This is a genomic window from Cupriavidus sp. 01T418, assembly GCF_056398885.1.
Genome location: NZ_JBFTQG010000019.1, coordinates 85,048 through 110,462, shown reverse-complemented (window position 1 = coordinate 110,462; position 25,415 = coordinate 85,048). Strand labels below are relative to the sequence as shown.

At 63.0% G+C, this 25,415-nt stretch carries 29 protein-coding genes and 1 tRNA gene; 23 read left to right on the top strand and 7 right to left on the bottom strand.

The genetic code is table 11. The features are described from left to right. Positions 1-22: 22 nt before the first annotated feature. The 15 genes from hisD (at position 23) to AC1DQ3_RS19595 (ending at position 11,305) form a co-directional block, all read left to right on the top strand. The gene (hisD, locus tag AC1DQ3_RS19665; protein ID WP_477121821.1) at positions 23-1,360 is read left to right on the top strand and encodes a histidinol dehydrogenase; all 1,338 of its coding nucleotides are present in this window, start codon (positions 23-25) and stop codon (positions 1,358-1,360) included. Positions 1,361-1,447: 87 nt separating this feature from the next. Further along, on the top strand, positions 1,448-2,548 hold the full coding sequence (gene hisC / locus AC1DQ3_RS19660; RefSeq protein ID WP_477121820.1) for a histidinol-phosphate transaminase: 1,101 nt from the start codon (positions 1,448-1,450) through the stop codon (positions 2,546-2,548). Positions 2,549-2,552: 4 nt separating this feature from the next. Continuing rightward, positions 2,553-3,146 carry an imidazoleglycerol-phosphate dehydratase HisB gene (hisB, locus tag AC1DQ3_RS19655; protein ID WP_006159655.1) on the top strand — a complete coding sequence of 198 codons (594 nt, stop codon included), beginning with the start codon at positions 2,553-2,555 and terminating at the stop codon, positions 3,144-3,146. A 136-nt stretch (positions 3,147-3,282) separates the two neighbouring features. Next, positions 3,283-3,906 carry a MarC family protein gene (locus AC1DQ3_RS19650; protein ID WP_477121819.1) on the top strand — a complete coding sequence of 208 codons (624 nt, stop codon included), beginning with the start codon at positions 3,283-3,285 and terminating at the stop codon, positions 3,904-3,906. Then, positions 3,903-4,556 carry an imidazole glycerol phosphate synthase subunit HisH gene (gene hisH / locus AC1DQ3_RS19645; protein ID WP_477121818.1) on the top strand — a complete coding sequence of 218 codons (654 nt, stop codon included), beginning with the start codon at positions 3,903-3,905 and terminating at the stop codon, positions 4,554-4,556. Before AC1DQ3_RS19650 ends, hisH begins: the two co-directional genes overlap by 4 nt. Positions 4,557-4,645: 89 nt before the next feature. After that, positions 4,646-5,392: a 1-(5-phosphoribosyl)-5-[(5-phosphoribosylamino)methylideneamino]imidazole-4-carboxamide isomerase gene (hisA, locus tag AC1DQ3_RS19640; RefSeq protein WP_477121817.1), complete on the top strand. Its 747-nt coding sequence runs from the start codon at positions 4,646-4,648 to the stop codon at positions 5,390-5,392. Positions 5,393-5,468: 76 nt separating this feature from the next. After that, complete coding sequence (gene hisF, locus AC1DQ3_RS19635) at positions 5,469-6,239, top strand: imidazole glycerol phosphate synthase subunit HisF (RefSeq protein WP_477121816.1); 771 nt, start codon at positions 5,469-5,471, stop codon at positions 6,237-6,239. Positions 6,240-6,254: 15 nt separating this feature from the next. Then, positions 6,255-6,662 carry a phosphoribosyl-AMP cyclohydrolase gene (gene hisI / locus AC1DQ3_RS19630; RefSeq protein ID WP_477121815.1) on the top strand — a complete coding sequence of 136 codons (408 nt, stop codon included), beginning with the start codon at positions 6,255-6,257 and terminating at the stop codon, positions 6,660-6,662. Continuing rightward, positions 6,659-7,039 carry a phosphoribosyl-ATP diphosphatase gene (locus AC1DQ3_RS19625; protein WP_477121814.1) on the top strand — a complete coding sequence of 127 codons (381 nt, stop codon included), beginning with the start codon at positions 6,659-6,661 and terminating at the stop codon, positions 7,037-7,039. Before hisI ends, AC1DQ3_RS19625 begins: the two co-directional genes overlap by 4 nt. A gap of 58 nt (positions 7,040-7,097) precedes the next feature. Then, positions 7,098-7,454: a DUF4870 family protein gene (locus AC1DQ3_RS19620; RefSeq protein ID WP_477121813.1), complete on the top strand. Its 357-nt coding sequence runs from the start codon at positions 7,098-7,100 to the stop codon at positions 7,452-7,454. A 146-nt stretch (positions 7,455-7,600) separates the two neighbouring features. Beyond that, entirely contained in the window at positions 7,601-7,957 is a 357-nt protein-coding gene (locus tag AC1DQ3_RS19615; protein ID WP_477121812.1) for a histidine triad nucleotide-binding protein, read from the top strand. Between the two features lie 150 nt (positions 7,958-8,107). After that, positions 8,108-8,350 (top strand): Sec-independent protein translocase subunit TatA, encoded by a 243-nt coding sequence (gene tatA, locus AC1DQ3_RS19610; RefSeq protein WP_477121811.1) that lies wholly within the window; start codon positions 8,108-8,110, stop codon positions 8,348-8,350. A gap of 175 nt (positions 8,351-8,525) precedes the next feature. Continuing rightward, entirely contained in the window at positions 8,526-9,035 is a 510-nt protein-coding gene (tatB, locus tag AC1DQ3_RS19605) for a Sec-independent protein translocase protein TatB (protein ID WP_477121810.1), read from the top strand. A 130-nt stretch (positions 9,036-9,165) separates the two neighbouring features. Then, positions 9,166-9,963 (top strand): twin-arginine translocase subunit TatC, encoded by a 798-nt coding sequence (tatC, locus tag AC1DQ3_RS19600; RefSeq protein WP_477121809.1) that lies wholly within the window; start codon positions 9,166-9,168, stop codon positions 9,961-9,963. Between the two features lie 247 nt (positions 9,964-10,210). Then, positions 10,211-11,305: a porin gene (locus AC1DQ3_RS19595; RefSeq protein WP_477121808.1), complete on the top strand. Its 1,095-nt coding sequence runs from the start codon at positions 10,211-10,213 to the stop codon at positions 11,303-11,305. A gap of 504 nt (positions 11,306-11,809) precedes the next feature. Here the strand turns inward: AC1DQ3_RS19595 and AC1DQ3_RS19590 are convergent. Beyond that, positions 11,810-13,003 (bottom strand): Do family serine endopeptidase, encoded by a 1,194-nt coding sequence (locus tag AC1DQ3_RS19590; RefSeq protein WP_477121807.1) that lies wholly within the window; start codon positions 13,001-13,003, stop codon positions 11,810-11,812. A 19-nt stretch (positions 13,004-13,022) separates the two neighbouring features. On the opposite strand from AC1DQ3_RS19590, the gene AC1DQ3_RS19585 reads away from it, so the two are divergent. Beyond that, positions 13,023-13,769: a Nif3-like dinuclear metal center hexameric protein gene (locus AC1DQ3_RS19585; protein ID WP_477121806.1), complete on the top strand. Its 747-nt coding sequence runs from the start codon at positions 13,023-13,025 to the stop codon at positions 13,767-13,769. Between the two features lie 31 nt (positions 13,770-13,800). On the opposite strand, the gene mscL is transcribed toward AC1DQ3_RS19585, so the two are convergent. Beyond that, on the bottom strand, positions 13,801-14,235 hold the full coding sequence (gene mscL / locus AC1DQ3_RS19580; RefSeq protein ID WP_477121836.1) for a large conductance mechanosensitive channel protein MscL: 435 nt from the start codon (positions 14,233-14,235) through the stop codon (positions 13,801-13,803). A 210-nt stretch (positions 14,236-14,445) separates the two neighbouring features. Here mscL and petA point away from each other — a divergent pair, with 210 nt between their 5' ends. The 7 genes from petA (at position 14,446) to AC1DQ3_RS19545 (ending at position 20,505) form a co-directional block, all read left to right on the top strand. Then, the gene (gene petA, locus AC1DQ3_RS19575; RefSeq protein WP_477121805.1) at positions 14,446-15,063 is read left to right on the top strand and encodes a ubiquinol-cytochrome c reductase iron-sulfur subunit; all 618 of its coding nucleotides are present in this window, start codon (positions 14,446-14,448) and stop codon (positions 15,061-15,063) included. A gap of 2 nt (positions 15,064-15,065) precedes the next feature. Then, a complete protein-coding gene (locus tag AC1DQ3_RS19570) occupies positions 15,066-16,469 on the top strand; it encodes a cytochrome b (protein WP_477121804.1) in 1,404 nt (467 codons plus the stop codon). A gap of 46 nt (positions 16,470-16,515) precedes the next feature. Beyond that, positions 16,516-17,259 carry a cytochrome c1 gene (locus tag AC1DQ3_RS19565; protein ID WP_477121803.1) on the top strand — a complete coding sequence of 248 codons (744 nt, stop codon included), beginning with the start codon at positions 16,516-16,518 and terminating at the stop codon, positions 17,257-17,259. 257 nt (positions 17,260-17,516) lie between these two features. After that, entirely contained in the window at positions 17,517-18,128 is a 612-nt protein-coding gene (locus AC1DQ3_RS19560; RefSeq protein WP_035870642.1) for a glutathione S-transferase N-terminal domain-containing protein, read from the top strand. A 57-nt stretch (positions 18,129-18,185) separates the two neighbouring features. After that, positions 18,186-18,683 carry a ClpXP protease specificity-enhancing factor gene (locus tag AC1DQ3_RS19555; protein ID WP_477121802.1) on the top strand — a complete coding sequence of 166 codons (498 nt, stop codon included), beginning with the start codon at positions 18,186-18,188 and terminating at the stop codon, positions 18,681-18,683. 60 nt (positions 18,684-18,743) lie between these two features. Continuing rightward, a tRNA-Thr gene (locus AC1DQ3_RS19550) sits at positions 18,744-18,819 on the top strand. Positions 18,820-18,918: 99 nt separating this feature from the next. Further along, a complete protein-coding gene (locus tag AC1DQ3_RS19545; protein ID WP_477121801.1) occupies positions 18,919-20,505 on the top strand; it encodes a tetratricopeptide repeat protein in 1,587 nt (528 codons plus the stop codon). 15 nt (positions 20,506-20,520) lie between these two features. Here AC1DQ3_RS19545 and AC1DQ3_RS19540 read toward each other — a convergent pair whose 3' ends face one another. From AC1DQ3_RS19540 to AC1DQ3_RS19520, 5 genes are all read right to left on the bottom strand, one after another. Then, entirely contained in the window at positions 20,521-22,350 is a 1,830-nt protein-coding gene (locus AC1DQ3_RS19540; RefSeq protein WP_477121800.1) for a DEAD/DEAH box helicase, read from the bottom strand. Positions 22,351-22,605: 255 nt separating this feature from the next. After that, positions 22,606-23,100: a M48 metallopeptidase family protein gene (locus AC1DQ3_RS19535; RefSeq protein WP_477121835.1), complete on the bottom strand. Its 495-nt coding sequence runs from the start codon at positions 23,098-23,100 to the stop codon at positions 22,606-22,608. 59 nt (positions 23,101-23,159) lie between these two features. Continuing rightward, entirely contained in the window at positions 23,160-23,384 is a 225-nt protein-coding gene (locus AC1DQ3_RS19530) for a hypothetical protein (RefSeq protein WP_441628911.1), read from the bottom strand. A 117-nt stretch (positions 23,385-23,501) separates the two neighbouring features. Further along, on the bottom strand, positions 23,502-24,383 hold the full coding sequence (locus tag AC1DQ3_RS19525) for a carbohydrate ABC transporter permease (RefSeq protein WP_477121799.1): 882 nt from the start codon (positions 24,381-24,383) through the stop codon (positions 23,502-23,504). Next, the gene (locus AC1DQ3_RS19520; RefSeq protein ID WP_477121834.1) at positions 24,380-25,327 is read right to left on the bottom strand and encodes a carbohydrate ABC transporter permease; all 948 of its coding nucleotides are present in this window, start codon (positions 25,325-25,327) and stop codon (positions 24,380-24,382) included. Before AC1DQ3_RS19520 ends, AC1DQ3_RS19525 begins: the two co-directional genes overlap by 4 nt. Between the last annotated feature and the right edge of the window lie 88 nt (positions 25,328-25,415).

Sequence of the window (25,415 nt, the reverse complement as noted above, 5' to 3'; positions counted from 1 at the left end):
GCAGGGCCTGGGGAATGGAGTCATGAACGAAAATTCTATGGAAAACCTGGAAATCCGCCGGCTGGACTCGACCGAGCCGGGCTTCGCGGCCGAGTTGCGCGAAGTGCTGGCCTTCGATGCCGGAGAGGACGAGGCGATCGATCGCGCCGTCGCGCAGATCCTCGCCGATGTGAAGGCCCGCGGCGACGCCGCGGTGCTGGAATATACGCAGCGCTTCGACCGCGTCGAAGCTGGCTCCATGGCCGCGCTGGAAGTGTCGCCGGCCAAGCTGGAGGCCGCACTCGACGAACTCGAGCCCAAACGCCGCGCGGCGCTGGAAACCGCGGCGGCGCGCGTGCGCGCCTACCATGAAAAGCAGAAGATCGAGTGCGGCAGCCATAGCTGGGAGTACACCGAGTCCGACGGCACCGTGCTGGGGCAGAAGGTGACCCCGCTGGACCGCGTCGGCATCTACGTGCCGGGCGGCAAGGCGGCCTATCCGTCGTCCGTGCTGATGAACGCGATTCCCGCGCGCGTGGCTGGCGTCAAGGAGATCATCATGGTCGTGCCCACGCCGGGCGGCGTGCGCAACGAGCTGGTGCTGGCCGCCGCGCAGATCGCCGGCGTGGACCGCGTGTTCACCATCGGTGGCGCGCAGGCGGTGGGGGCGCTGGCCTACGGCACCGCCACGCTGCCCCAGGTCGACAAGATCGTCGGTCCGGGCAACGCCTATGTGGCGGCGGCCAAGCGTCGCGTGTTCGGCACCGTCGGCATCGACATGATCGCCGGCCCGTCGGAGATCCTGGTGATCTGCGACGGCACCACCGACCCCGACTGGGTGGCGATGGACCTGTTCTCGCAAGCCGAGCACGACGAACTCGCACAATCGATCCTGCTGTGCCCGGACTCCAACTACCTGGCCCAGGTCGAGGAAAGCATCCACCGCCAGCTGGACTCCATGCCGCGCAGGGATGTGATCCGCGCCTCGCTGTCCGGACGTGGCGCGCTGATCCGGGTACGCGACATGGACGAAGCCTGCGAGATCGCCAACCTGATCGCGCCGGAGCACCTGGAGATTTCCGCCGAGAACCCGCGCCACTGGGCCGAGAAGATCCGCCACGCCGGCGCCATCTTCCTGGGCCGCTATACCAGCGAGTCGCTGGGCGACTACTGCGCCGGGCCGAATCACGTGCTGCCCACTTCGCGCACCGCGCGTTTCTCGTCGCCGCTGGGCGTGTATGACTTCCAGAAGCGTTCGAGCCTGATCGAAGTGAGCGAGCAGGGCGCGCAGATGCTCGGGCAGATCGCCGCCGAACTGGCCTACGGCGAGGGCTTGCAGGCGCACGCCCGCAGCGCCGAGTACCGCCTCAGGCGTAGCTGAGGCACAGCGGCCGGTTCCGGGTTTGTCCCGGACCGGCCAGATTCCAGCAACTACCACCGACGACCACCTAGCCAAGAGGTAACTCCAATGTCCGTAGTGCCGCCTTCCCTGATCGAACGCATCATCCGTGACGACGTACGCGCCATGGGCGCCTACCATGTGCCGGATTCGCACGGTCTGGTGAAGCTTGACGCGATGGAAAACCCCTACCGCCTGCCCGACGCGCTGCGCGACCAGCTGGCCGCGCGGCTGGCCGAGGTGGCGCTCAACCGCTATCCGGTACCCAGCAGCGAAGCGCTGCGCGCGCGCCTGAAGACGGTGATGGCGGTGCCCGCGGGCATGGATGTGCTGCTGGGCAATGGCTCGGACGAGATCATCAGCATGCTGGCGCTGGCCGTGGCCAAGCCGGGTGCCAAGGTGCTGGCGCCGGTGCCGGGTTTCGTCATGTACGCCATGTCGGCCCAGTTCGCCGGGCTGGAGTTCGTCGGCGTACCGCTCAAGGCGGATTTCACGCTGGATCGCGCCGCCATGCTGGCGGCCATGGCCGAGCACCAGCCGGCCATCGTCTACCTGGCCTACCCGAACAATCCCACCGGCAACCTGTTCGACGCCGCCGATATGGAAGCCATCGTGCGCGCCGCCCAGGGCGAGGTCTGCCAGAGCCTGGTGGTGGTCGACGAGGCCTACCAGCCGTTCGCCCAGGACACCTGGATGCCGCGCCTGGCCGGGTTCGGCAACCTGCTGGTGATGCGCACCGTCTCCAAGCTGGGCCTGGCCGGCATCCGGCTGGGCTACCTGGCCGGCGCGCCGGAATGGCTGTCGCAGATCGACAAGGTGCGCCCGCCGTACAACGTCAATGTGCTCACCGAGGCCACCGCGCTGTTCGTGCTCGAGCATGTCGATGTGCTCGACCAGCAGGCCGCGCAACTGCGTGCCGAGCGTGCCACCGTGGCCAGCGCCCTGGCTGCCTTGCCGGGCGTGACCGTATACCCCAGCGCGGCCAATTTCCTGCTGGTGCGCGTGGCGGATTCCGCCCGTATGTTCGAAGGCGTGCTTGCACGCAAGGTATTGATCAAGAACGTGGGTAAAATGCACCCATTGCTGGCCAATTGTCTGCGCGTCACGGTCAGCACTCCCGAAGAGAACGCGCAATTTCTCGCTGCCTTCCAGGCGGCGTTGCAGGATTAACACCATGCGTGTTGCAGAGGTCACCCGCAATACATCGGAAACGCAAATCCGCGTTTCGCTGAATCTCGATGGCACCGGCCGCCAGAAACTGGCGTCCGGCGTGCCGTTCCTCGACCACATGCTGGACCAGATCGCCCGGCATGGCATGTTCGATCTCGAGGTCGAAGCCAGCGGCGACACCCATATCGACGACCATCACACGGTGGAAGACGTCGGCATCGCGCTCGGCCAGGCGGTGGCCAAGGCCATCGGCGACAAGAAAGGCATCACCCGCTACGGCCACAGCTATGTGCCGCTGGACGAATGCCTGTCGCGCGTGGTGATCGACTTCTCCGGCCGCCCCGGACTCGAATTCCATGTGCCGTTCACCCGCGCGCGGGTGGGCAGCTTCGACGTCGACCTGACCATCGAGTTCTTCCGCGGCTTCGTCAACCATGCCGCGGTGACGCTGCATATCGACAACCTGCGCGGCATCAATGCCCACCATCAGTGCGAAACCGTGTTCAAGGCCTTCGGCCGCGCGCTGCGCATGGCGGTGGAGATGGATCCGCGCGCGGGTAACACGATTCCATCGACCAAGGGCACCCTCGTCGGCTGAGATTCGCCGGCGTGCCACCTCTCTCACGTGCCAGTACGTGCCAGTGCGTTGCGCGCCGCCGGGAACCTTCGATCAATGCGGTACTTACGCGGCACTAGCGCGACATTCGCGACATTTGCGATATTTGCCCAACCCGATGGATACGCTCAAGTCGTTTATCTCGCTGCTGGCGCTGATCAACCCGATCGGGGCGATTCCGTTCTTCATCAGCCTGACGACCCAGCAGACTGAAGAAGAAAAACTGCATACCATCAAGATCGCATCGATCTCGGTGGCGACGGTGGTAGGCATCTCCGCCTTGCTGGGCCAGCAGATCATCGAGTTCTTCAATATCTCGGTGGCCTCGCTACAGGTGGGCGGGGGCCTCATCATGATCATGATGGCGATGAACATGCTGAACGCCCAGACCAGCCGCACCAAGGCGACGCCGGAGGAAGAGGACGAGGCGGAAGCAAAAGCCAGCATCGCGGTGGTGCCGCTGGCGCTGCCCTTGCTGACCGGGCCCGGCTCGATCAGCACGGTGATCGTCTATGCCGGCAAGACCCAGCACTGGTGGCAGTTGCTGATTCTCGTCGGGATCGGGATCGCGCTGGGCGCAGTGGTATATATGGTGTTCCGCGCCGCTGACCCGATCGCCCGCGTGATCGGTCGCACCGGCATCAACATAGGCACGCGCCTGATGGGACTGATCCTATCTGCGCTGGCCGTAGAATTCATTGTGGACGGGCTGAAGACATTGTTGCCTGTTTTGAAATCATGACTACCATAGCAATTGTGGATTACGGCATGGGCAACCTGCGCTCGGTAGCGCAGGCCCTGCGTGCCGCGGCGCCGGAGGCGGACGTGCAGGTGGTGGACCAGCCCGAGGCGATCCGCGCAGCGGACCGCGTGGTGCTGCCCGGCCAGGGGGCGATGCCCGACTGCATGGGCGCGCTGGGTGCGTCGGGTTTGCAACAGGCCGTTATCGAGGCCGCTGCCAGCAAGCCGATGCTGGGAGTGTGTGTTGGCGAACAGATGCTGTTCGACTTCAGCAAGGAAAGTAGGACCGACGGTAGCAGCACCCCGTGCCTGGGGCTTTTGCCCGGCGAGGTGATCCGCTTCGAGCTGGAAGGCATGATCCAGCCGGACGGTTCGCGCTACAAGGTGCCGCAGATGGGCTGGAACCGCGTCAGGCAAGCCCGGCCCCATCCGCTCTGGGCTGGCATTCCCGACGAAAGCTGGTTCTATTTCGTGCACAGCTACTTTGTGCAAGCGCAGGATCCGGCGCATATTGCCGGCGAAACCGACTACGGTGTCATATTTACGAGCGCGGTTGCGCGCGATAACATTTTTGCCACGCAGTTCCACCCGGAAAAGAGCGCCGCCATGGGCTTGCAGCTGTACCGGAACTTCGTGCACTGGAATCCCTGATCGTCGATAGTGGCTTTTTTGGGACGGGGCTGACCGGCTACGCTGGCTAGTTCAATTTTCTTTTTCACTCAAACACGCTCGTCACACTTATGTTGCTCATTCCGGCCATCGACCTGAAGGACGGTCAATGTGTACGCCTTAAACAAGGCGACATGGACCAGGCCACCGTCTTTTCCGAAGATCCCGCCGCCATGGCACGTCACTGGGTGGAGCAGGGCGCACGGCGCCTGCACCTGGTCGACCTCAATGGTGCGTTCGTCGGCAAGCCCCGCAACGAAGCTGCCATCAAGGCCATCATCGCCGAGGTGGGCGAAGAGATCCCGATCCAGCTCGGCGGCGGCATCCGCGACCTGAACACCATCGAGCGCTGGCTCGACGGCGGTTTGTCCTACGTCATCATCGGCACGGCCGCGGTCAAGAATCCCGGTTTCCTCAAGGATGCGTGCACGGCATTCGGCGGTCATATCATCGTGGGCCTGGACGCCCGCGAGGGCAAGGTCGCCACCGATGGCTGGAGCAAGCTGACGGGCCACGAAGTCGCCGACCTCGCGCGCAAGTACGAGGACTACGGCGTGGAAGCCATCATCTACACCGATATCGGCCGTGACGGCATGCTGGGAGGCATCAACATCGAGGCCACCGTCAAGCTGGCGCAATCGGCGACGATACCGGTGATCGCCAGTGGCGGGTTGCACAATCTGACGGATATCGAACGCCTGTGCGGCGTGCAGAAAGATGGCGTCGAAGGCGTCATCTGCGGCCGCGCGATCTATTCGGGCGATCTTAATTTCGCCGAAGCCCAGGCGCTGGCCGACAAGCTCGGCGCCGAGCAGTAAGACAACGCGCCTTGCGCGCGACATTTGCAGCCACCGGCGCCGCGCATGCGCGGCGCCGCGGCGGGCAAGGAATCTCATGCTAGCCAAACGTATCATCCCCTGCCTCGACGTGACCAACGGGCGGGTGGTCAAGGGTGTCAACTTCGTCGAATTGCGCGACGCCGGCGACCCGGTCGAGATCGCGCGCCGCTATGACGAGCAGGGTGCCGATGAAATCACGTTTCTCGACATCACCGCGACCAGCGACGGGCACGACCTGATCCTGCACATCATCGAGGCGGTCGCCTCGCAGGTCTTTATTCCGCTGACGGTGGGCGGCGGCGTGCGCGCCGTGGAAGACGTGCGGCGCCTGCTCAATGCCGGCGCGGACAAGATCAGCGTCAATTCCTCGGCCATCGCCAACCCGCAACTGGTGTCGGACGCCACTGCGCGCTATGGCTCGCAGTGCATTGTCGTCGCCATCGACGCCAAGCGCAGTTCCGCGCCCGGCGAGCCGGCGCGATGGGAGGTTTTCACCCATGGCGGGCGCAAGGCCACCGGGCTGGATGCGGTGGAGTGGGCACGCGAAATGGCTGCGCGCGGCGCCGGCGAACTGCTGCTCACCAGCATGGACCGCGATGGCACCAAGAGCGGTTTCGATCTCGAACTGACCCGCGCCGTCAGCGACGCGGTGTCCGTGCCGGTGATTGCCTCGGGGGGCGTGGGCGGCCTGCAGGACCTGGCCGACGGTATCAAGCTGGGACACGCCGACGCGGTGCTGGCCGCCAGCATCTTCCATTACGGCCAGCACACCGTTGGCGAAGCAAAAGCATTCATGGCCCGCGAGGGCATTCCGGTGCGGATCTGAACACGGCGAACCGACATGGCAAAGAAGTGGCTCAACAAGGTTAAGTGGGACGACAACGGCCTGGTGCCTGTGATCGTCCAGGAAGTCGGCTCGAACGATGTGCTGATGTTCGCGTTCATGAACCGCGAGGCGCTGCAGCGCACCGTGGAGATCGGCGAGGCCGTGTTCTGGTCGCGCTCGCGCAAGCGCCTGTGGCATAAGGGTGAGGAATCCGGCCATGTGCAGAAGGTGCACGAGATCCGTCTCGACTGCGACGAAGACGTGGTCTTGCTCAAGGTCACCCAGAACGATGGCATTGCCTGCCATACCGGACGCCATTCCTGCTTCTTCCAGAAGTTCGACGGCGACGTCGACAACGGCGACTGGCAGACCGTGGAGCCCGTGCTCAAGGATCCGTCCACCATCTACGCGGCCAAGCCATGAGCGAAGAACAGTTGAGCAGCGCGGACATGCTGGCCCGCCTGGCCGCCGTGCTGGAATCGCGCAAGCCCGAAAACGGCGGCGATCCGGACAAATCCTATGTGGCGCGGCTGTTCCACAAGGGCGATGACGCCATCCTGAAGAAGATCGGCGAGGAAGCCACCGAGACCGTGATGGCCGCCAAGGATGCCCGCGCGGCCGGCCTGAGCCAGGAGTCGGTCTCCAAGGTGGTGTACGAGGTGGCCGATCTCTGGTTCCATAGCATGGTGCTGCTGTCCCGCTTCGGCATGAAGCCGGCCGATGTGGTCAGCGAGTTGGCCCGCCGCGAGGGCCTGTCCGGCCTCGAGGAAAAGGCCCGGCGCAAGACCGACGGCAGCTGAATCGCGTACTCGCCGGCCAGTCCGGCGGCAACCTGCGGCCACGAGGAGCAACCACGAGATGGGAGAGGTGATCACCACGGACCATGACCGGCTCGCCAGCCTGCGCAAGCTGATGCACATTCTTTATGCGCTGTACGCCATCTTCTGGCTGACCGGTGGCGTTACCGCGCTGATCGCCATCGTGGTTGACTACGTCAAGCGCGACGACGCCCAGGGCACGCTCTACGCCTCGCACTTCGCCTGGCAGATCCGGTCCTTCTGGTGGTCGGTGGCATGGGCTATCCTCGGCGGACTGCTGTTTGCCACGGTGTTCCTGATACCGCTGGCCTTTGCCGTATGGGGCGTATTGTCCTTATGGATGTTGTATCGTATCGTCAAGGGCTGGCTCTACCTGAACGACAGCAAGCCAATGTAGCCGGATCAGCGTTTTTGACAGCCAGCCGGCTGGCGGAGGCGCTCCGGACATGCCTGAAAAGCAGGTGGATGGCCAGCACGACTGCCCGCGAGCCAGGACAACGCCGCGTATAACGCGCCTGATTTGCTGCGCGCAATGAAATTTTCATGAATTCACAGCAAAATTGCCCCTTCTGCAGGATCGTGGCCGGCCAGCTTCCTTCGCGCAAGGTGTACGAAGATGACGAAATGCTGGCTTTCCATGATATCCACCCGAAAGCCCCGGTACACTTCCTGCTCATTCCCAAGTCGCATGTCGATTCGCTGGCCGAATGCGGACCCAGCGAAAGCGCTGTGCTTGCTAAAATGATGCTGAAGGTGCCGGAGTTGGCGCGCGCGGCAGGTTGCGGCAATGGTTTCCGGACGGTCATCAATACGGGCCCGGATGGCGGACAGGAGGTGTATCACCTCCATCTGCACGTGCTTGGCGGTCCGCGTGCCCAGTGGAAGGTGCCGCTGCCATAAGGAAACTGGCAGCCAACCCATGCAGGATCGCAGGCCCTGTGGCCTTCGGTCAGATGCCGTGCCGGCAACCGTCGCCCGGCATGGCCTTCAGTGACGGAACAACGAGCCGGGGTGGCGAGGCGCTATCCTTGGCTTCATCAGGAGCAGAAAATGGGTTCGTTTAGCATTTGGCACTGGCTCATCGTGCTGGTGATCGTCATGCTGGTCTTTGGCACCAAGAAGCTGCGCAATATCGGCCAGGACCTGGGTGGTGCCGTGAAAGGTTTCAAGGATGGCATGAAGGATGCCAACGCCAACGCCGACGCTGCGGATGCTCCGGCTGCTCCCGCCAAGGAGCTGCGCGACGCGGGCACCATCGACGTGGAAGCCAAGGAAAAGTCGCGCCAGCAGTGAGCGCGCGCCAACTCTTGTCGGCACGCCCGATGTCTTTCTTCCCGGCAGCAATGCCAGGCCGGCCATGCCCGCCGCGCCACGCCCGTCCGCGTGACGGCTTGCGCGCGGGTCCGGGTGGCCGTTGCGGCAGCCCGGCCGTTCGCCATGGCGGCGGCTCCTTCCTTCCGAACCTCGCATGATCGATCTCGGCATTTCAAAGCTTGCACTGATCGGCGCGGTGGCGCTGGTGGTGATCGGTCCAGAGCGGCTGCCGAAGGTGGCGCGCACGGTCGGCGCACTGGTCGGCCGCGCGCAGCGCTATATCAATGATGTGAAGGCGGAGGTCAGCCGCGAGGTTGAACTCGACGAACTGCGCAAGATGCGCACGGAATTCGAGGACGCCGCGCGCGACGTCGAACGCACCATCCACAAGGAAGTGCACGAGCACACCAGCTCCCTGAACGATGCGCTGACCGGTACCGATTCCAGCGTACACGACGGGGCCGGCCAGGGCAGCGGCTACGTGCCGTCCTGGGACGCCGCGCACAAGGTTCATAACGGCCGCAAGAGCTGGCGCGTCAAGCAAGGCGCGCGGCCTGTGTGGTACAAGCGCCAGCACAATGTACGCGTGTGGGCGCAATCCGGCGCCGCGCGCGTCAAGCGCCACCGTCCCGCCACAGGTCCCGCCCGCTCTTTCTTCGAGTGAGCATGATGGGGCCTGTCCACACGCCGGTACCCGGCCGGCCATCGCTGTCGTGCGTTCCGACTTGCGCGCCGTGCCGTTGTATTGCCACTGATTTCTCAATGCCAGCCAGCCCGGCTGAGCGGCCCACGCCATGAGCGACTCCCGTTCCCAAGATCCCCAAGAACCGCAAGACGAAGCGCCGCAGGAAACCTTTATCTCTCACCTGGTCGAGTTGCGCTCGCGCATCGTCAAGGCCGCGTCGGGCGTGATCCTGGTGTTCGTCAGCCTGGTCTACTGGGCGCCGAACATCTACAACCTGTTCGCCCGCCCCCTGATGGAGTCGCTGCCCAAGGGCGGCAGGATGATCGTCACCGATGTCACCGGCTCCTTCTTCGTGCCCATGAAGGTCACGCTGCTGGTGTCTTTCCTGATCGCGCTGCCCTGGGTGCTTTACCAGGTCTGGCAATTCGTCGCGCCGGGGCTGTATCAGCATGAGAAGCGCCTGATCGTCCCGCTGGTCAGCAGCAGCTACATCCTGTTTATCTGCGGCGTGGCTTTCGCCTATTTCCTCGTATTCCCCACGGTGTTCCATTTCATGGCGCACTACAACGCGCCACTGGGGGCGGAGATGTCGACCGACATCGACAAGTACCTCAGCTTCGCCATGACCATGTTCCTGGCCTTCGGCATCACCTTCGAGGTGCCGGTGGTGGTGATCGTGCTGGTGCGCTTTGGCGTGGTCGAACTGGCGAAGCTCAAGCAGATCCGCCCCTACGTGATCGTGGGCGCGTTCGTGATTGCCGCCGTGGTGACGCCGCCGGATGTGCTGTCCCAATTGCTGCTGGCGGTGCCCCTGATCGCGCTATATGAACTGGGGCTGATCATGGCCCGATTCACCACGCGGCCGGCCGCGGCGGACGCTCCGGCCAGCGAAGCGCAGCCAGACTAACTGTAGTGATCGCTAGCAAAAAGCAAAGCCAGGGGACGTGACTTTTGCACCAAAACGGTGAAAGCTGCCGTCCATGCTGTTGCGACATCACAACATAATCAGTCCCTAACCATGGTTTACGACGAAAAAGCCTTCTGGCGGCTGGGGGGGCTGACCCATAATACGCTTCAGACGTGAACGTTAATGCGTCGCCCAAGCACTTGGGCAAGCCAAGATTTCCCAATCAGTTGACAAGGAAAGTGTCGATATGAAGATGAAACTGTTTGCAGCCGCTGTAGCTGCCCTGGCCGCCGGTGGTGCGTATGCCCAGTCGAGCGTGACCCTGTACGGCGTGGTTGACGCTGGTATTGAATACACCAACAAGAACGCAACTGCTACCAGCAACCACAACCTGTTTGCCCTGCAGTCGGGCAACCAGTCCGGTTCGCGTTGGGGCCTGCGTGGCGTGGAAGATCTGGGCGGCGGTCTGAAGGGCATTTTCGTCCTGGAAAGCGGCTTCAACGTCGACAACGGCACCTCGGCTCAAAGCAACCGTCTGTTCGGTCGTAACGCCTATGTTGGTCTGCAAAGCCAGTACGGCCAGCTGACCCTGGGCCGCCAGCAGACCACGTTCTATGACTTCGGCCTGATCTATGATCCGATGGCCATTTCGACCCGCTACTCGATCACCGCTACGGGTCCGGAATTTGCTTCCCGCGCCGACAATACCGTTAAGTACACCGGCACGTTCGGTGGCCTGACCGCTTCGGCCTTCTACAGCTTCAACAACAACAACCAAGAAGTTGCAGGTAACTTCACCAATGGCCGTGAGTACGGCTTCCTGGCGAGCTACGCTGCAGGCCCGTTCTCGGTTGGTGCTGCTTATGACCAGTCGAACACCTCGACGGCAACCTTCAACTCCGGCAATCAGCTGATCCGTCGCGCTACCATCGCTGGTACCTACGCTTTCGGCCCGGCCAAGATTTACGCTGGCTACCGCTACGCTCACGCTTACAACAATGCGACCCTGCCGGGTGCTTCGGGTGCGCAGAACACCGCCTCGAACCTGGGTTGGGCTGGTGTGGGCTATCAGCTGACGCCGGCTCTGTCGCTGTCGGGCGCCGCGTACTACCAGAACCTGCGTACCGCTCAGGCTAATCCGTGGCAGTTCGTGACGACCGCCGACTACGCGCTGTCGAAGCGTACCGACGTGTACGCCTCGGCCACGTACATCCTGAACAAGGGCAACAAGTCGGCTCTGAGCGTGAATGGTTTCAACGACCAAATTGGCTCGGCTGGCCCGTTCGTCCAAACTGGTGGCAACCAGTTCGGCGGCATCGTTGGTGTTCGCCACAAGTTCTAATTTAGCGCGGGCGTAAGCCTGCTCTAGGTTGGCTTGAACTCAAAACGCCGGCATCCGTAAGGATGCCGGCGTTTTGTTTTATGCCGCTGGCTGGCAGTGGTGCGCCATGACAAATGGGGCGCGCGCGGTGCAATGCCGCGCAATCATGTTCCGCGATGCCGCGAGAAGTGCGCCGCGTGGCATTCCGGTTGGCACTCAGTAACTGACGATGGGTGGCGCGGCTTTCCGCTGCCACTGAATGCGCCGCCGACCAGGTCCAGCATCGCGGCCAGGTCGGTCAGGCCCGATTGCGGGCAGTGGCCTGCGCCATGTCCCGGGTACGCCGATCTCCAGTCACGCTGCCAGTCTCGGCCGGCCMACAATCCGGGTTGCTGCGCAGCACCGGGTCCGCGTGGCAGGCCCAGCGTGGCACGCGCTGATACCTGTCCTTTCCGGCAATAAAAAACCCCGCCACAAAGGGCGGGGTCTGGTGAAGCAACGTGTTGTCCGGGGATTCTGGCTGGCTTACTCTTCCTCATCCAGCGGCAGGGCCCGGCGCGGCGGTGGCGGCCGCTTGCCGATCGTCACCGTCAGTTCGGTCGGCTTGCCACGGCGCACCACCTTCATCTTTGCCGCCGCACCCGGCTTGAGCTGGGCGATGGCATTGAGCAGGGCGGTGGTATCGGTAATACCCAGTCCATCCACCGAGACCAGCACGTCGCCCGGTTTCACGCCCGCCTTGTCGGCCGGGCCGCCCTGGACCACGGCCGCGATCAGCGCGCCTTCCTTGGCGTCGAGGCCGAACGACTCGGCGATCTCGGGCGTCATGTCCTGCGGCTCCACGCCGATCCAGCCGCGCGTCACCGAGCCGGTCGAGATGATCGACTCCATCACCTGCTTGGCGGTGGAAACGGGAATGGCGAAGCCAATGCCCAGCGATCCGCCCGAACGGGAATAGATGGCGGTGTTGACGCCCAGCAGGTTGCCCTGGGCATCCACCAGGGCGCCGCCCGAATTGCCGGGGTTGATTGCCGCGTCGGTCTGGATGAAGTTCTCGAAGGTGTTGATGCCCAGGTGGCTGCGGCCCAGCGCCGAGACAATGCCCATGGTGACCGTCTGGCCGACGCCAAAGGGATTGCCGATGGCCAGCACCACATCACCTACCTTGACGTTCTCGATGCGCCCCAGCGTGATCGCCGGCAGGTCCTTGAGCGTGATCTTCAGTACCGCCAGGTCGGTTTCCGGGTCCGAGCCCACTACCTTGGCGTTGGCCTTGCGCCCGTCGGTGAGCGCGACCTCGATCTCATCGGCACCGTCCACCACATGGTGGTTGGTTAGAATATAACCTTCCGCGCTGACGATGACGCCCGAACCGAGGCTGGACACCGGCTCCTGGCGTTCCGGCAGGCGGTCGCCGAAGAAGAAGCGGAACCAGGGGTCTTCTGCCTGCGGGTTGGGCGTATGCTTGTTGCCGTTCTTGCTGGTGAAGATATTCACCACGGCCGGCATCGCCTGCTGCGCCGCTTCGCTATACGAGCCCGGCGCCGAGGAGCCGGCCACGTTAGGGATGACCTCCTTCAGTGCGACGATGGGCGAACCGGATTGCACGGCGACCCGGCCGCGCTGCAGCCATTCGGGTTTGAGCGTGGCCACGACGAACCACACCGCCAGCACAACGGTGACAGCCTGGGCAAAGAACAGCCAAAAGCGGCGCAACATATTGGAGTTTGGGCAGGAAATGAAAACAAAAGATCTTGAATTGTACTTGAACGACCTGCTTCAAGTCGCTCGATACAAGGACTATTGCCCGAACGGATGGCAAGTGCAAGGCCGCCCGGAGGTGGAACATGTCGTGACCGGCGTGACCGCCAGCCTGGCCCTGGTCGAAGCCGCCATCGAAGCCGGCGCCGATGCCATCCTGGTCCACCACGGCTATTTCTGGAAAAACGAAGATGCCCGCGTGATCGGGCAAAAACATGCGCGGCTAAAGCGTCTGCTGGGCGCCGACGTAAACCTGCTCGCCTATCACCTGCCGCTGGATAACCATCCTGATTTCGGCAATAACGCGCAGCTCGGCCTGCAGCTCGGCTTCACGCCCACCGGCCGCTTCGGCGACGACCAGCTCGGCTGGACCGGTACCTTGCCCCAGCCCATGCCGCTCGCCGCGCTGGCAGCGCACGTGGGCGGCGTGCTCGCGCGCGAGCCGCTTGCCATTGGCGATCCAGAGCAGCCGATTCGCACGGTGGGCTGGTGCACTGGTGGTGCGCAGGGCTATTTCGACGCAGCCGTGGCAGCGGGCGTGGACGCCTACCTGAGCGGCGAGATCTCGGAGCAGACCACGCACCTGGCGCGCGAGAGCGGGGTCGCCTACCTGGCGGCGGGCCACCACGCCACCGAGCGCTACGGTATCCGGTCGCTGGGCGAGCACCTGGCGCAGCAATTCGGGCTGCGCCACACCTTTATCGATATTCCCAACCCGGTCTGAAACGCGCCCGGGCGGGACGCGGCGTGTTCGCTCAAGCCGGGCGCGCCTTCAGACTGTCACGGATTTCGCGCAGCAGCACCACGTCTTCCGGCGTGGCGGCGGGCGCTTCAGGCTCGGGTTCCCGAGCGCGCACCCTGTTGATCGTGCGCACCATCATGAAGATGATAAAGGCCAGGATCACGAAATTGACCAGGATGGTCAGGAAATTGCCATAGGCAAAAACCGGTGTGCCCGCTTTTTTCAATGCGTCGAGCGTATGCGGCACGCCCGCCGGCGGCTCGGATAGCACCACGAAGAGATTGGAGAAATCCAGTTTCCCGATAATCCGTCCAACGACCGGCATGATCAGGTCATTCACCACCGAATCGACAATTTTGCCGAAAGCCGCGCCGATAATCACACCGACGGCGAGGTCGATCGCATTGCCGCGTATTGCAAAGGTCTTGAACTCCGACATCATTCCCATGCTTTTCTCCCAGTGTTGCCCGCGTTGAACGGTGGTAACGGCGAAAGCCTGCCGCATCGCTGCCTATAACGCAAGCGTGCAGGCCATATCGCTGATTTTGTCCGATAATCGTACGCAGGTGAGCCACAGTGCGCCTTTCAATGGCGCACATGCCTAAGGTACAATTTACGGTTGACGCAAAATCTAATTTGACATCCCCTGGGGTTTGGAATGAGTGACCAGCAAAACGTGAAGAACGTGGATAAGGGTCGCCGCAATTGGTTGATTGCGACGTCTGTCGCTGGCGGCATCGGAGGCGTGGCGGTAGCTGTTCCGTTCGTCAGTACGTTTGCGCCGTCAGAAAAGGCCAAGGCCGCCGGAGCACCGGTCGAAGCCGACATCAGCGCCTTGAAGGCCGGCGAGATGATGACCGTCGAATGGCGTGGCAAACCAGTCTGGATTCTGAAGCGCACCGAGGAAATGCTCGCGTCGCTCAAGAAAACCGATGCGGAAGTCGCCGACCCCAACTCGGACGTGCCCTTCACCATGAAGACGCCCGAGTACTGCAAGAACGAAACCCGTTCCCGCGCGGAACACAAAGACCTGCTGGTCGTAGTAGGCATCTGTTCCCACCTTGGCTGTTCCCCCTCCGGCCCCTTCGGCTCCGGTTCCAACCCGCAACTCGGCTCCGACCCCGGTTTCCTCTGCCCCTGCCACGGCTCGACTTTCGACCTGGCTGGCCGCGTGTTCAAGAACAAGCCGGCCCCGCAAAACCTCGACGTACCCCCATACCAGTTCCTGTCCGACACCAAGATCGTGATCGGCAAGGATGAAAAAGGAGACGCTTGACCATGGCGGCCGAAAAACAAGTAAAGACGACCGGCCTGCTTGGCTGGATCGACGCGCGCTTCCCCGCAACCCAGCTCTGGGAAGATCACCTTTCCAAGTACTACGCACCGAAGAACTTCAACTTCTGGTATTTCTTCGGCTCGCTGGCCCTGCTGGTCCTGGTGATCCAGATCGTCACCGGCATCTTCCTGGTGATGAACTACAAGCCGGACGGCACGCTCAACGCCGCCGGCATTCCCGTGGCCTACGCAAGCGTGGAATACATCATGCGCGAGGTACCCTGGGGCTGGCTGGTGCGCTACATGCACTCCACCGGCGCCTCGGCCTTCTTCGTGGTGGTGTACCTGCACATGTTCCGCGGCCTGCTGTACGGCTCGTACCGCAAGCCGCGTGAGCTGGTCTGGATCTTCGGCTGCCTGATCTTCCTGTGCCTGATGGCTGAGGCCTTCATGGGCTACCTGCTGCCCTGGGGCCAGATGTCTTACTGGGGCGCGCAGGTGATCGTGAACCTGTTCTCCGCCATCCCCGTGATCGGCCAGGACCTGTCGTTGTTCATCCGCGGCGACTACGTCGTGAGCGACGCCACGCTGAACCGCTTCTTCTCCTTCCACGTCATCGCCGTGCCGCTGGTGCTGCTGGGCCTGGTGATCGCGCACATCATCGCGCTGCACGAAGTGGGCTCGAACAATCCGGACGGCGTCGAGATCAAGGCCAAGAAGGACGAGAACGGCATCCCGCTGGACGGCATCCCCTTCCACCCCTACTACTCGGTGCACGACCTGATGGGTGTGGGCGGTTTCCTGATGATCTTCTCCGCGGTGATCTTTTTCTTCCCCGAGGTGGGCGGCTACTTCCTGGAGTCGAACAACTTCTTCCCGGCCGATCCGCTCAAGACCCCGCCGCACATCGCGCCGGTCTGGTACTTCACGCCGTTCTACTCGATGCTGCGTGCCACCACCTCGAACTTCCTGCCGATCCTGTGGGTGTTCTTCGCGGTGCTGCTCGGCCTGGTGTTCCTGCGTAGCAAGGATGCCCGCATCAAGGTGGGCGCGCTCGCCATCGCCGTGATCCTGGCCGTGGGCTTCTACTTCATCGACGCCAAATTCTGGGGTGTGCTGGTGATGGGCGGCTCGGTCGTGATCCTGTTCTTCCTGCCGTGGCTGGACCACTCGCCGGTGAAATCGATCCGCTATCGCCCGTCCTTCCACAAGAGCATCCTGATCGTGTTCGTGGTGGTGTTCATCGTGCTCGGCTACCTGGGCGTCATGCCCCCGTCGCCGGTGGGTGAAAAGGTGTCGCAGCTGGGTACCCTGCTGTACTTCGCCTTCTTCCTGACCATGCCGCTGTGGAGCCGTGTCGGCCAGTTCAAGCCAGTGCCGGAACGTGTCACGTTCCACCCGCACTGAGCCCGGACGAACCCCCGACAAGAGCACAAGAGCACAAGGACACAAGATGAAAAAGCTGCTTTCGATTCTCGCGCTGGCCGGCGCCTGCTTTGCCGCCGCGCCCGCCATGGCCAGCGAAGGGGGCTACCCCCTCGAGCCGGCGCCCGTGCAGACCAGCGATCTCTCCTCGCTGCAGCGCGGCGCCAAGCTGTTCGTCAACTACTGCCTGAACTGCCATGGCGCGTCCATGATGCGGTACAACCGCCTCAAGGACATCGGCCTGACCGACGACCAGATCCGTCAAAACCTGCTGTTCAGCGGCGACAAGGTTGGCGACATGATGACCATCGCCATGCAGCCGAAGGAGGCCAAGGCCTTCTTCGGCGTCCAGCCGCCGGACCTGTCGGTGATTGCCCGTGCGCGCGGCGACGACTGGCTGTACACCTACCTGCGTACCTTCTACCGTGACGACAACCGCGCCACGGGCTGGAACAACCTGGTGTTCCCGAGCGTCGGCATGCCGCACGTGCTGTGGGAACTTCAAGGCCAGCGCACCGCCAAGTTCGTCGAAGCGGAAGAACACGGCGAGAAGGTCCACAAGTTCGCCGGCTTCGAGCAGGTCACCCCGGGCAAGATGAGCACGCTCGAGTACGACCAGGCGGTGACCGACCTGGTCGGTTTCCTGGACTGGATGGCCGAACCCGCCCAGAACCAGCGCAAGCGCCTGGGCGTCTGGGTGCTGATGTTCCTCGGCGTGTTCACCGTCTTCGCCTGGCGCCTGAACGCGTCGTACTGGAAGGACATCAAGTAAGGTGCGGTAAATCCCCCGGAAAACCCGCTGGTTTGAGGGGGCGAGGGCTGGAGTGGACGTTGCGCCAGGCAATGCCGCTCCAGCCCTTTTGCTTTTCCTGCTGACAGAATCCCGGGTACAAATATGCGCTTTAGGGCGCTACGGCGCATCAAAATCGCCTTTATATGTGCCTTATGCATCCCTAATTTGCTTTCTCTATATCGGTTCTGCCAGAATACCGATCCAGTCAATCGACCCCGCATCAAAGGAATCCAACCATGATGGTGTTGTACTCGGGCACCACCTGCCCGTTCTCCCAACGTTGCCGCCTCGTCCTGTTCGAAAAGGGCATGGATTTCGAGATCCGTGACGTCGACCTGTTCAACAAGCCGGAAGACATCTCGGTGATGAACCCCTACGGCCAGGTGCCCATCCTGGTCGAGCGCGACCTGATCCTGTATGAGTCGAACATCATCAACGAGTACATCGACGAGCGCTTCCCGCACCCGCAGCTGATGCCGGCCGATCCGGTGCAGCGCGCCCGCGCCCGCCTGTTCCTGTTCAACTTCGAAAAGGAACTCTTCACGCACGTCTACGCCCTCGAGAACGAAAAGGGCAAGGCCGCCGAGAAGAACCACGAGCGCGCCCGCGCCGCCATCCGCGACCGCCTGACCCAGCTCGCGCCGATCTTCGTCAAGAACAAGTACATGCTTGGCGAAGAGTTCTCGATGCTCGACGTCGCCATCGCCCCGCTGCTGTGGCGCCTGGACCATTACGGCATCGAACTGTCGAAGAACGCCGCGCCGCTGCTCAAGTACGCCGAGCGCATTTTCAGCCGCCCGGCCTACATCGAAGCGCTCACCCCGTCCGAAAAGGTGATGCGCCGCTAAACCGGCCCGGCCCGAAGCCAGCGCTTCGGGCCGCCGGACTGCGCCACTGGAAGCACAATGCCTGAAACCTCCACCAAGCCCTACCTGATCCGCGCCATCTACGAATGGTGCACGGACAACGGCTTCACGCCATACATTGCCGTCTTCGTCGACGCCAACGCCAGCGTGCCGCGCGAGTTCGTCAAGAACAACGAGATCGTGCTCAACGTCAGCTTCGACGCCACCAGCGGCCTGGACATGGGCAACGAGTGGATCAGCTTCAGTGCCCGCTTTGGCGGCATCTCGCGCAAGATCGAGGTGCCCATCGAAAACGTGCTCGCCATCTACGCGCGCGAGAACGGCCAGGGCATGGCCTTCCCCGTGGAACGCAGCATCCCCGACACCCAGGCCGCGACCGAACGCGAGAACAATCCGCCGCCCAAGCTGTCCTCGGTGGAAAGCGAAGCCCCGGTCACCGTGGCTGTCACCGACAATCACAACGGTGACGACGAACCCACACCGCCGCCTGTTTCCCGCATCGGTGCCAAGAAGCCTTCGCTGAAGGTGGTGAAGTAAGCGCAAGTAGCCTCGTCATTTTGCGCCGCATGCAGTAGAATCGCGGTCTGCACCAAACATGCCGGCTTAGCTCATCAGGTAGAGCAGTTGATTTGTAATCATCAGGTGGCGGGTTCGAGTCCTGCAGCCGGCACCAATAACATCGAAGGGTTACAGCGATTCCGCTGTAACCCTTTATGCTTTCTGGCTTCCGTGTAACCCCTCATCAACTGGCAACAAAGGGAGTCACCGAGCCATGCCTCAGCCTATCGCCACGCAACTCGACGCGGCGCAGCGTCATTTCACCGCAGGCCGGCTGGATGCCGCTGCCCAGATCCTGCTGGAAGTCGTTGACACCGACCCCGCGCACGGCGACGCCCTGGAGGGGCTGGCCTACATCGCCGCCAGGCAGCAGAATCCCGCCCTCGCCGCCGAGTACTTTGACCGGGCGCTAGCCGTCCTTCCGGCAACCGCGGAACGCTGCCACACCGTCGGGCTTGTCAACCAGGCGGCCGGCAATCACCGCCGCGCCGTCGAGTTGCTGGAGCAGGGCATAGCGCTCGCGCCGCGCCAACTGGCGCTGCTGCACGCGGCAGCCATCTCGCTGTCGGCGCTCGGCGAGCACGAGCGTGCGCTCGACAGGCTGAAGCAAGCCGCTGCCCTCAATCCCGGAGCCTGGGAGATCCGCTACAACATAGGCCGCGCGCTGGGCCTGCTAGGGCGCTATGAAGCTGAAATAGCGGAATACCGGCGCGTGATCGAGATGAAACCGGACTGCGTGGATGCCTATGTCAACCTGGGGGTTGCACTGCGCGACCTGCATTGCTTCGACGAAGCCATGCGCATGTACAAGAAGGCGGTGCAGCTGGACCCCAACAATGTCGGGGCAAGGACGAACCGCGCCCAAATCAATCTGCTGCTCGGACAGTTCGAACACGGCTGGCGAGAGTATGAATGGCGCTGGCGAGACGGCGTCCAGCGCCATGCCTTCGGCGAACGCATCTGGCTTGGGGAGGCGCCGCTCGCGGGCAAGACGCTCCTCATCCACAACGAACAGGGCTTCGGCGACACGCTGCAATTCGTGCGCTACCTTCGTCTGCTGGAAGGCACTGGCGCCAAGATCGTGCTGCGTGTGCAGGATGCCCTGCGTGCACTGCTGGCCGATACGCCGGGGGCGAGCCAGGTGATCGGGGAGAGCGACGAGGTCCCTGCCTTTGACTATCACTGCCCCTTGCTGAGTCTGCCTCACGCGTTGCGAGCGATGAGCGCCAGCATTCCCGCGGAAACACCGTACCTGGAGGCCGACCCGGCGCTGCGGGCGCAGTGGCGGGCCTGGCTGGCGCAGCCGGCGGAGTCCGGGGGACCCGCAAGACGGCCACGGATCGGGGTGGTATGGAGCGGCAGCACATGGCATCTCAATGACCGCAACCGCTCGACCCGGCTGCAAGACTGGGCCACGGTATTCGATGGCGATGCCAGCTTCATCTCGCTGCAAAAAGAGCTAAGGGACGGTGATCTCGATGCCATGGCGCAATTCGGTGCACTGCGCAACCCGGCTGCGCAGCTCGGCTCGTTCTCCGATACGGCTGCGCTCATCGCAGAACTCGACCTGGTGATCAGCGTCGACACCGCGGTCGCACACCTCGCCGGGGCACTGGGCAAGCCGGTTTGGATCTTGTTGCCGTTCACGCCTGACTGGCGCTGGCAATTGGATCGCGAGGACAGCCCCTGGTATTCGAACGCCAGGCTCTTTCGGCAGACGACCCGTGGCCAATGGCAGCCAGTGATGATGGCCGTTAGTGCCGCCGCACAGGCGTTCTGCGCGGCATTCGATGGGGGTTGACGCCGGTGCCTGCGCCTAAGCGAGATTCTCCAGCGCAGCGCGCAACCGTGCGGAGAATTGCGAGGTCGCGCCGTGGGTCATCACCAGCTGGCGGGTGGCGCGTGTCATCGCGACGTAAAGCAGGCGCGCCTCGTCCTCCACGCTGTCTTCCTTCTTGTGCGGCGCGCCAGTGCCGGGGATGCACACCAGCGGAAACTCCAGTCCCTTGCTGCTGTGCATGGTCACCACCTTGACGCTGTCTCCGCCCGGCGTAAAGCGCTTGGTAATCTGCGGACATTCGAACGGAATGCCCCTGCGGCTGAGCGCGCTGGTGACGTGGCCCGCCGTGTCCCAATGCCGATAGATGATTGCCATATCCGCCCATGGCGTACCGGTGCGATTCTCCTCCAGCAGGAGTTGTGCGATCCGGTCCGCTTCGGCTTCGATGGTCGGGAGTTCGATCAGCAGCGGTTTCTGTCCGCGGCGGCCTGCGCCGATCGGTTGTACCGTGGGCGCTTCATCTTCCCCGTTGTCATTGGGCTGCAGCAGATCATCGGCAAAGGCACTCGCCACGGCAAGGATTTCCTGCGTGTTGCGGTAGTTCACTTTGAGAATGGTGGTGCGGCCTTGTGCCTGTACGCCGACGCTGGCAAAGCTGAACTTGAGCTTCTTCGTGCCTCCATAGATGGATTGCGCGTCGTCGTATAGCACTAGCAGCGAATTGCTTTCCGGATTGACCATCTGCACGACGAGCTTGAACCACTCCGGCCGGAAGTCGTGGCCTTCGTCGATGAGCACGGCGTCATACTGTCCGCCGGGAATCGCCTTGCGTTCGACGCCACGAATGACGCGCGACACGAAGGCTTCGAAGAGTTCATCGTCAGGCCGGCCCTTGGGGCGTTCGATATGGAAGGCCTGCAACTGGCGCGAACACCAGGCATGGAAGTTGTGCACATGCACTTTGTCTTCGATGCCCTTTTCCGCCATGGTCGCGGATAGCTTGGCTGCCAGCGTCTTGTTGAAGCAGAGTACGAGGATAGGCCGCGTGGCCGCTTTGGCGAGATACTCCGCCCGATAGCCAAGTATCAGCGTCTTGCCGGACCCGGCAACACCGTGAATGACGCGATGTCCCTCGCCCAGGCTGCGGGCGAGCTGTTCCTGCTGGAGGTCCATCACGCGGAGGATGTCGGGAATATCTTGCGGGTCCTGTGCGTCTTCCGGGAACAGGGCGCGCTGCTCGGGCATGCGTATCTGCGGGAATAGATGCCAGCGGATGCGGTCTATCTGCGGCAGCGACAGCTTGAAGGTGAACTTGACGGGGAACATTTCCCAGAGGCGCTTCTGGAATGCCTCCGGGTCCGCCTCGGGCAGCATCTCATCCTTGCAGACCACCAGATGCGCAGGCAGGACTTCGCCCAGGTTGGTCTGGTCGAATTGGCTGCGCGTGATGTTGGCCAGCACAACCCCCGCACCATACGGAAAGAACGGCTTGCCCTTGAGCGAGCCAGAGGGCCAGACGAGCTGAGGATCTCTTTGCAGCAAGTCGAGCACATAGAACATAAACTGCCGGGCTTGCTCCAGCGGATTCATCTCATGCACCACGCCGCGCTCGGTGATCAAGGCGGCGGAGCGTTGGTCGATGGCCTGGATGGTACTTAGCTTCCAGTCCTTGACCTCAAGCACCAGCAGTCCCCGGCTTGGGTGAAACACGATGAAATCGGGGTGGCGGGTTTTCTCGCCGATGGCGACGTCGTACCAACAGAGATAGTCGTCCTCGAGTTTGGCTTCGAGCCGCTCCGCAAAGCGTTTTTCTCCACTCGTCATGCGCGACGTGACCGACCCAAGCGCAGGAATCAGTGTTGCCATAGCCTTCTTGTTCTATTTCTGGAAAGCTGCATCTCCTGCCACGTACTGCCGCAGACCCAATTCGGCTACAGGGCGATGCAGGCATTGACCTTGGCCGATTGTAGATACAACAGAATCAAAAATATAGATTTTTGTACGCTTCAGCGGTCTTGGTATTTTTTGCGAGCGGCAATACCACCGCGAGGAATGCCGCGAGTGCCGAGTGTCCCGCGATTGCGCGGCGATGCGTGCGGGGGCGCCTGAGAAGCGCAGCGGCTAGCCCTGCGCTGGCTCCAGTTCGCGCCACGCCAGGAACAGGCGCGTGTCGAACTCAAGCTGGTGATAGGCCGGCTCCATGTATTCGCACAGGCGGTAGAACGCCTTGTTGTGATCGCTTTCCTTCAGGTGCGCGAGTTCGTGCACCACGATCATGCGAAGAAACTCGGGCGGCGCCTCCTTGAACAGCGACGCCACGCGGATTTCCTTCTTGGCCTTGAGCTTGCCCCCCTGCACGCGCGAGATCGCGGTGTGCAGCCCGAGCGCGCGGTGCACCACGTCGATCTTGGCATCGAAAGCCACCTTGTGGATCGGCGGCGCGGTGCGCAGGAATTCCTGCTTCAGCTCGGCGGTGTAGTCGTACAGCGCGCGGTCCGTCTGCACGGTGTGGCGCGTAGGGTATTTCCTGGCGAGGTGCTCGCCCAGGCGATTGGTGGCAACCAGCAGGCGCACCTGGTCGAGCACGCCATCGGGATAGGCGCTCAGGAAGCGCAGTGGATCCTTGACGCCGGGGCGCCAGGTTTCGCTGCCGGGGGCGGGGTGGCTACGGTGGCTCAATGGTGGTGATGGTGATGGTGCGCCCAGTTGCCGTCGACGGAACTGACGAAGGACTCAACCGCATCTTTGTCGCCGGTGGCGTGGCGAACCAGCTCACCGCATTTGCACCAGCCCTGGTACGGCGTGATGTGCGAGCAGGCGGATACCTTCTGCAGAAACAGCGTGACGGGCTTGGTGCACTTTTTGCACTTGAAGGTGAGGGTGCGGGCGGGTTTGCTCATTGGATCGGGCTTGAATACGGAGTGATTCGGCGGTGCCGGTGGTTCCCGGCAGGACAACGCGCATTTTAACCTGCCCTTGCTAGGCGTTCTCGTCCCAGCCTTGGCGCCACGGCCCGCCTATTCCTTGACCGCTCCGGTCATGCCCGATACGTAGTACTCGACGAAGAACGAATAGACCAGCGCCACCGGCAGCGATCCCAGCAGTGCGCCGGCCATCAGCGCGCCCCAGTGGTAGACGTCGCCCTCGACCAGTTCGGTGACGATCCCCACCGGTACCGTCTTCACCTCGGACGAGGAGATGAAGGTCAATGCGTAGATAAACTCGTTCCACGACAGCGTGAAGGCGAAGATGCCGGCCGAGATCAGGCCAGGCACGGCCAGCGGCAGGATGATCTTGACCAGGATCTCCCAGCGCGTGGCGCCATCGATCAGCGCGCATTCCTCCAGCTCGTAGGGAATGGAGCGGAAGTAGCCCATCAGCAGCCAGGTGCAGAACGGGATCAGGAAGGTGGGATAGGTCAGGATCAGCGCCCAGCGCGTATCGAACAGGCCGAGCTGGAACACGATCGACGCCAGCGGGATGAACAGGATCGAGGGCGGGATCAGGTAGGCCAGGAAGATGGCCAGCCCGACCGGCTTGGCACCCTGGAAGCGCAGCCGCTCGATCGCGTAGGCGGCCAGCACGCTGGCGGCCAGCGAGGCGAAGGTCGAGACCGTCGAGACGATCACCGTATTGAGCAGCCAGGCCGGATAGGGCGTGTCGAACAGCAGCTTCCTGAAGTGCGCCAGCGTGGGCGCCATCACCACGAACGGGTTGGCGCTGCGCATCAGCAGTTCGCCGTCCGGCTTGAAGGCGGTGATCGCCATCCAGTAGAAGGGAAACAACAGCACGAAGACGAAGATGCCAAGCGGGATGTAGATGGTCACCCAGCGCCGCGGTATCGACTGCAGGTAATCCATGCCTTGCTGCTCGGGCGCGGTCATCGCGTTCGCTTTCATTTGTCGCCTCCCTGTTGCCAGGCGCGCCTCTGCAGGCCGAAGTAGGAGAACAGGATGGCTGCCAGCAGGAAGGGCACCATCATGGTGGCGATCGCCGCGCCTTCGCCCAGCGAGCCGCCGGGGATGGCGCGCTGGAAGGACAGCGTGGCCATCAGATGGGTGGCGTTGAGCGGGCCGCCGCGCGTGAGCACGTAGATCAGCTGGAAATCGGTGAAGGTGAACAGCACCGAGAAGGTCATCACCACGGCGATGATCGGCGTGAGCAGCGGCAGCGTGACGTAGCGGAACTGCTGCCACGGCGTGACGCCGTCGATCGAGGCCGCCTCGTACAGCGTGGGCGAGATGGTCTGCAGGCCGGCCAGCAGCGAGATCGCGACAAAGGGAATGCCGCGCCAGACATTGGCGGCGATGGTGGACAAGCGGGCCAGCCACGGGTCGCCGAGGAAGTCGATATAGCGGTCGATCAGCCCGAGCTTGACGAGGCTCCAGCTGATGATCGAAAACTGCGCATCGTAGATCCACCAGAAGGCCAGTGCCGACAGCGCTGTCGGCACGATCCACGGCAGCAGCACGATGGCGCGGAAGAAGGACTTGAACGGCAGGTTCTTGTTGAGCAGCAGCGCCAGCCACAGTCCCAGCGCGAACTTCAGCACGCTGGCCACCAGCGTGTAGAAGATGGTGTTGAACAACGCCAGTTGCGTCAGCGAGTCCCCGGCCAGGTAGTTGTAGTTGGACAGGCCGATCCATTCGCCAGTGCCGCCGATCTTGGTATTGGTGAAGCCGAGCCAGACGCCAAGCCCGAGCGGATACGTCAGGAAGACCAGCAGCAACAGCGCCGTGGGCAGCATGAACAGCAGCCCCAGCGCGTGGCGGTTGTTCAACAGGCGGGAGAGCGCCGGCGTGTCCGGCGGCGGCGGCTCCGGCCTGGCGGGTGCCTTGTCCATGCCTTGGCCCATCGGGCCTCCTTTCCCCCAAGGGGTCTGGTTTCACGCCCTGGCTGCCGCTTCGCCCCTTCCTGCGCCTGGCGGGAGA

Bases quoted from the DNA above. Each gene is read 5' to 3' on its own strand.
- AC1DQ3_RS19625 (WP_477121814.1), top strand. From the start codon at position 6,659: ATGAGCGAAGAACAGTTGAGCAGCGCGGACATGCTGGCCCGCCTGGCC.
- hisA (WP_477121817.1), top strand. From the start codon at position 4,646: ATGTTGCTCATTCCGGCCATCGACCTGAAGGACGGTCAATGTGTACGC.
- AC1DQ3_RS19570 (WP_477121804.1), top strand. From the start codon at position 15,066: ATGGCGGCCGAAAAACAAGTAAAGACGACCGGCCTGCTTGGCTGGATC.
- mscL (WP_477121836.1), bottom strand. From the start codon at position 14,235: ATGGGAATGATGTCGGAGTTCAAGACCTTTGCAATACGCGGCAATGCG.
- petA (WP_477121805.1), top strand. From the start codon at position 14,446: ATGAGTGACCAGCAAAACGTGAAGAACGTGGATAAGGGTCGCCGCAAT.
- AC1DQ3_RS19525 (WP_477121799.1), bottom strand. From the start codon at position 24,383: ATGAAAGCGAACGCGATGACCGCGCCCGAGCAGCAAGGCATGGATTAC.
- hisI (WP_477121815.1), top strand. From the start codon at position 6,255: ATGGCAAAGAAGTGGCTCAACAAGGTTAAGTGGGACGACAACGGCCTG.
- tatB (WP_477121810.1), top strand. From the start codon at position 8,526: ATGATCGATCTCGGCATTTCAAAGCTTGCACTGATCGGCGCGGTGGCG.
- AC1DQ3_RS19560 (WP_035870642.1), top strand. From the start codon at position 17,517: ATGATGGTGTTGTACTCGGGCACCACCTGCCCGTTCTCCCAACGTTGC.
- hisH (WP_477121818.1), top strand. From the start codon at position 3,903: ATGACTACCATAGCAATTGTGGATTACGGCATGGGCAACCTGCGCTCG.
- tatC (WP_477121809.1), top strand. From the start codon at position 9,166: ATGAGCGACTCCCGTTCCCAAGATCCCCAAGAACCGCAAGACGAAGCG.
- AC1DQ3_RS19615 (WP_477121812.1), top strand. From the start codon at position 7,601: ATGAATTCACAGCAAAATTGCCCCTTCTGCAGGATCGTGGCCGGCCAG.
- AC1DQ3_RS19520 (WP_477121834.1), bottom strand. From the start codon at position 25,327: ATGGACAAGGCACCCGCCAGGCCGGAGCCGCCGCCGCCGGACACGCCG.
- AC1DQ3_RS19565 (WP_477121803.1), top strand. From the start codon at position 16,516: ATGAAAAAGCTGCTTTCGATTCTCGCGCTGGCCGGCGCCTGCTTTGCC.
- AC1DQ3_RS19540 (WP_477121800.1), bottom strand. From the start codon at position 22,350: ATGGCAACACTGATTCCTGCGCTTGGGTCGGTCACGTCGCGCATGACG.
- AC1DQ3_RS19530 (WP_441628911.1), bottom strand. From the start codon at position 23,384: ATGAGCAAACCCGCCCGCACCCTCACCTTCAAGTGCAAAAAGTGCACC.
- AC1DQ3_RS19585 (WP_477121806.1), top strand. From the start codon at position 13,023: ATGAAAACAAAAGATCTTGAATTGTACTTGAACGACCTGCTTCAAGTC.
- AC1DQ3_RS19555 (WP_477121802.1), top strand. From the start codon at position 18,186: ATGCCTGAAACCTCCACCAAGCCCTACCTGATCCGCGCCATCTACGAA.
- AC1DQ3_RS19545 (WP_477121801.1), top strand. From the start codon at position 18,919: ATGCCTCAGCCTATCGCCACGCAACTCGACGCGGCGCAGCGTCATTTC.
- AC1DQ3_RS19620 (WP_477121813.1), top strand. From the start codon at position 7,098: ATGGGAGAGGTGATCACCACGGACCATGACCGGCTCGCCAGCCTGCGC.
- hisC (WP_477121820.1), top strand. From the start codon at position 1,448: ATGTCCGTAGTGCCGCCTTCCCTGATCGAACGCATCATCCGTGACGAC.
- tatA (WP_477121811.1), top strand. From the start codon at position 8,108: ATGGGTTCGTTTAGCATTTGGCACTGGCTCATCGTGCTGGTGATCGTC.
- AC1DQ3_RS19590 (WP_477121807.1), bottom strand. From the start codon at position 13,003: ATGTTGCGCCGCTTTTGGCTGTTCTTTGCCCAGGCTGTCACCGTTGTG.
- AC1DQ3_RS19595 (WP_477121808.1), top strand. From the start codon at position 10,211: ATGAAGATGAAACTGTTTGCAGCCGCTGTAGCTGCCCTGGCCGCCGGT.
- AC1DQ3_RS19650 (WP_477121819.1), top strand. From the start codon at position 3,283: ATGGATACGCTCAAGTCGTTTATCTCGCTGCTGGCGCTGATCAACCCG.
- hisF (WP_477121816.1), top strand. From the start codon at position 5,469: ATGCTAGCCAAACGTATCATCCCCTGCCTCGACGTGACCAACGGGCGG.
- hisB (WP_006159655.1), top strand. From the start codon at position 2,553: ATGCGTGTTGCAGAGGTCACCCGCAATACATCGGAAACGCAAATCCGC.
- hisD (WP_477121821.1), top strand. From the start codon at position 23: ATGAACGAAAATTCTATGGAAAACCTGGAAATCCGCCGGCTGGACTCG.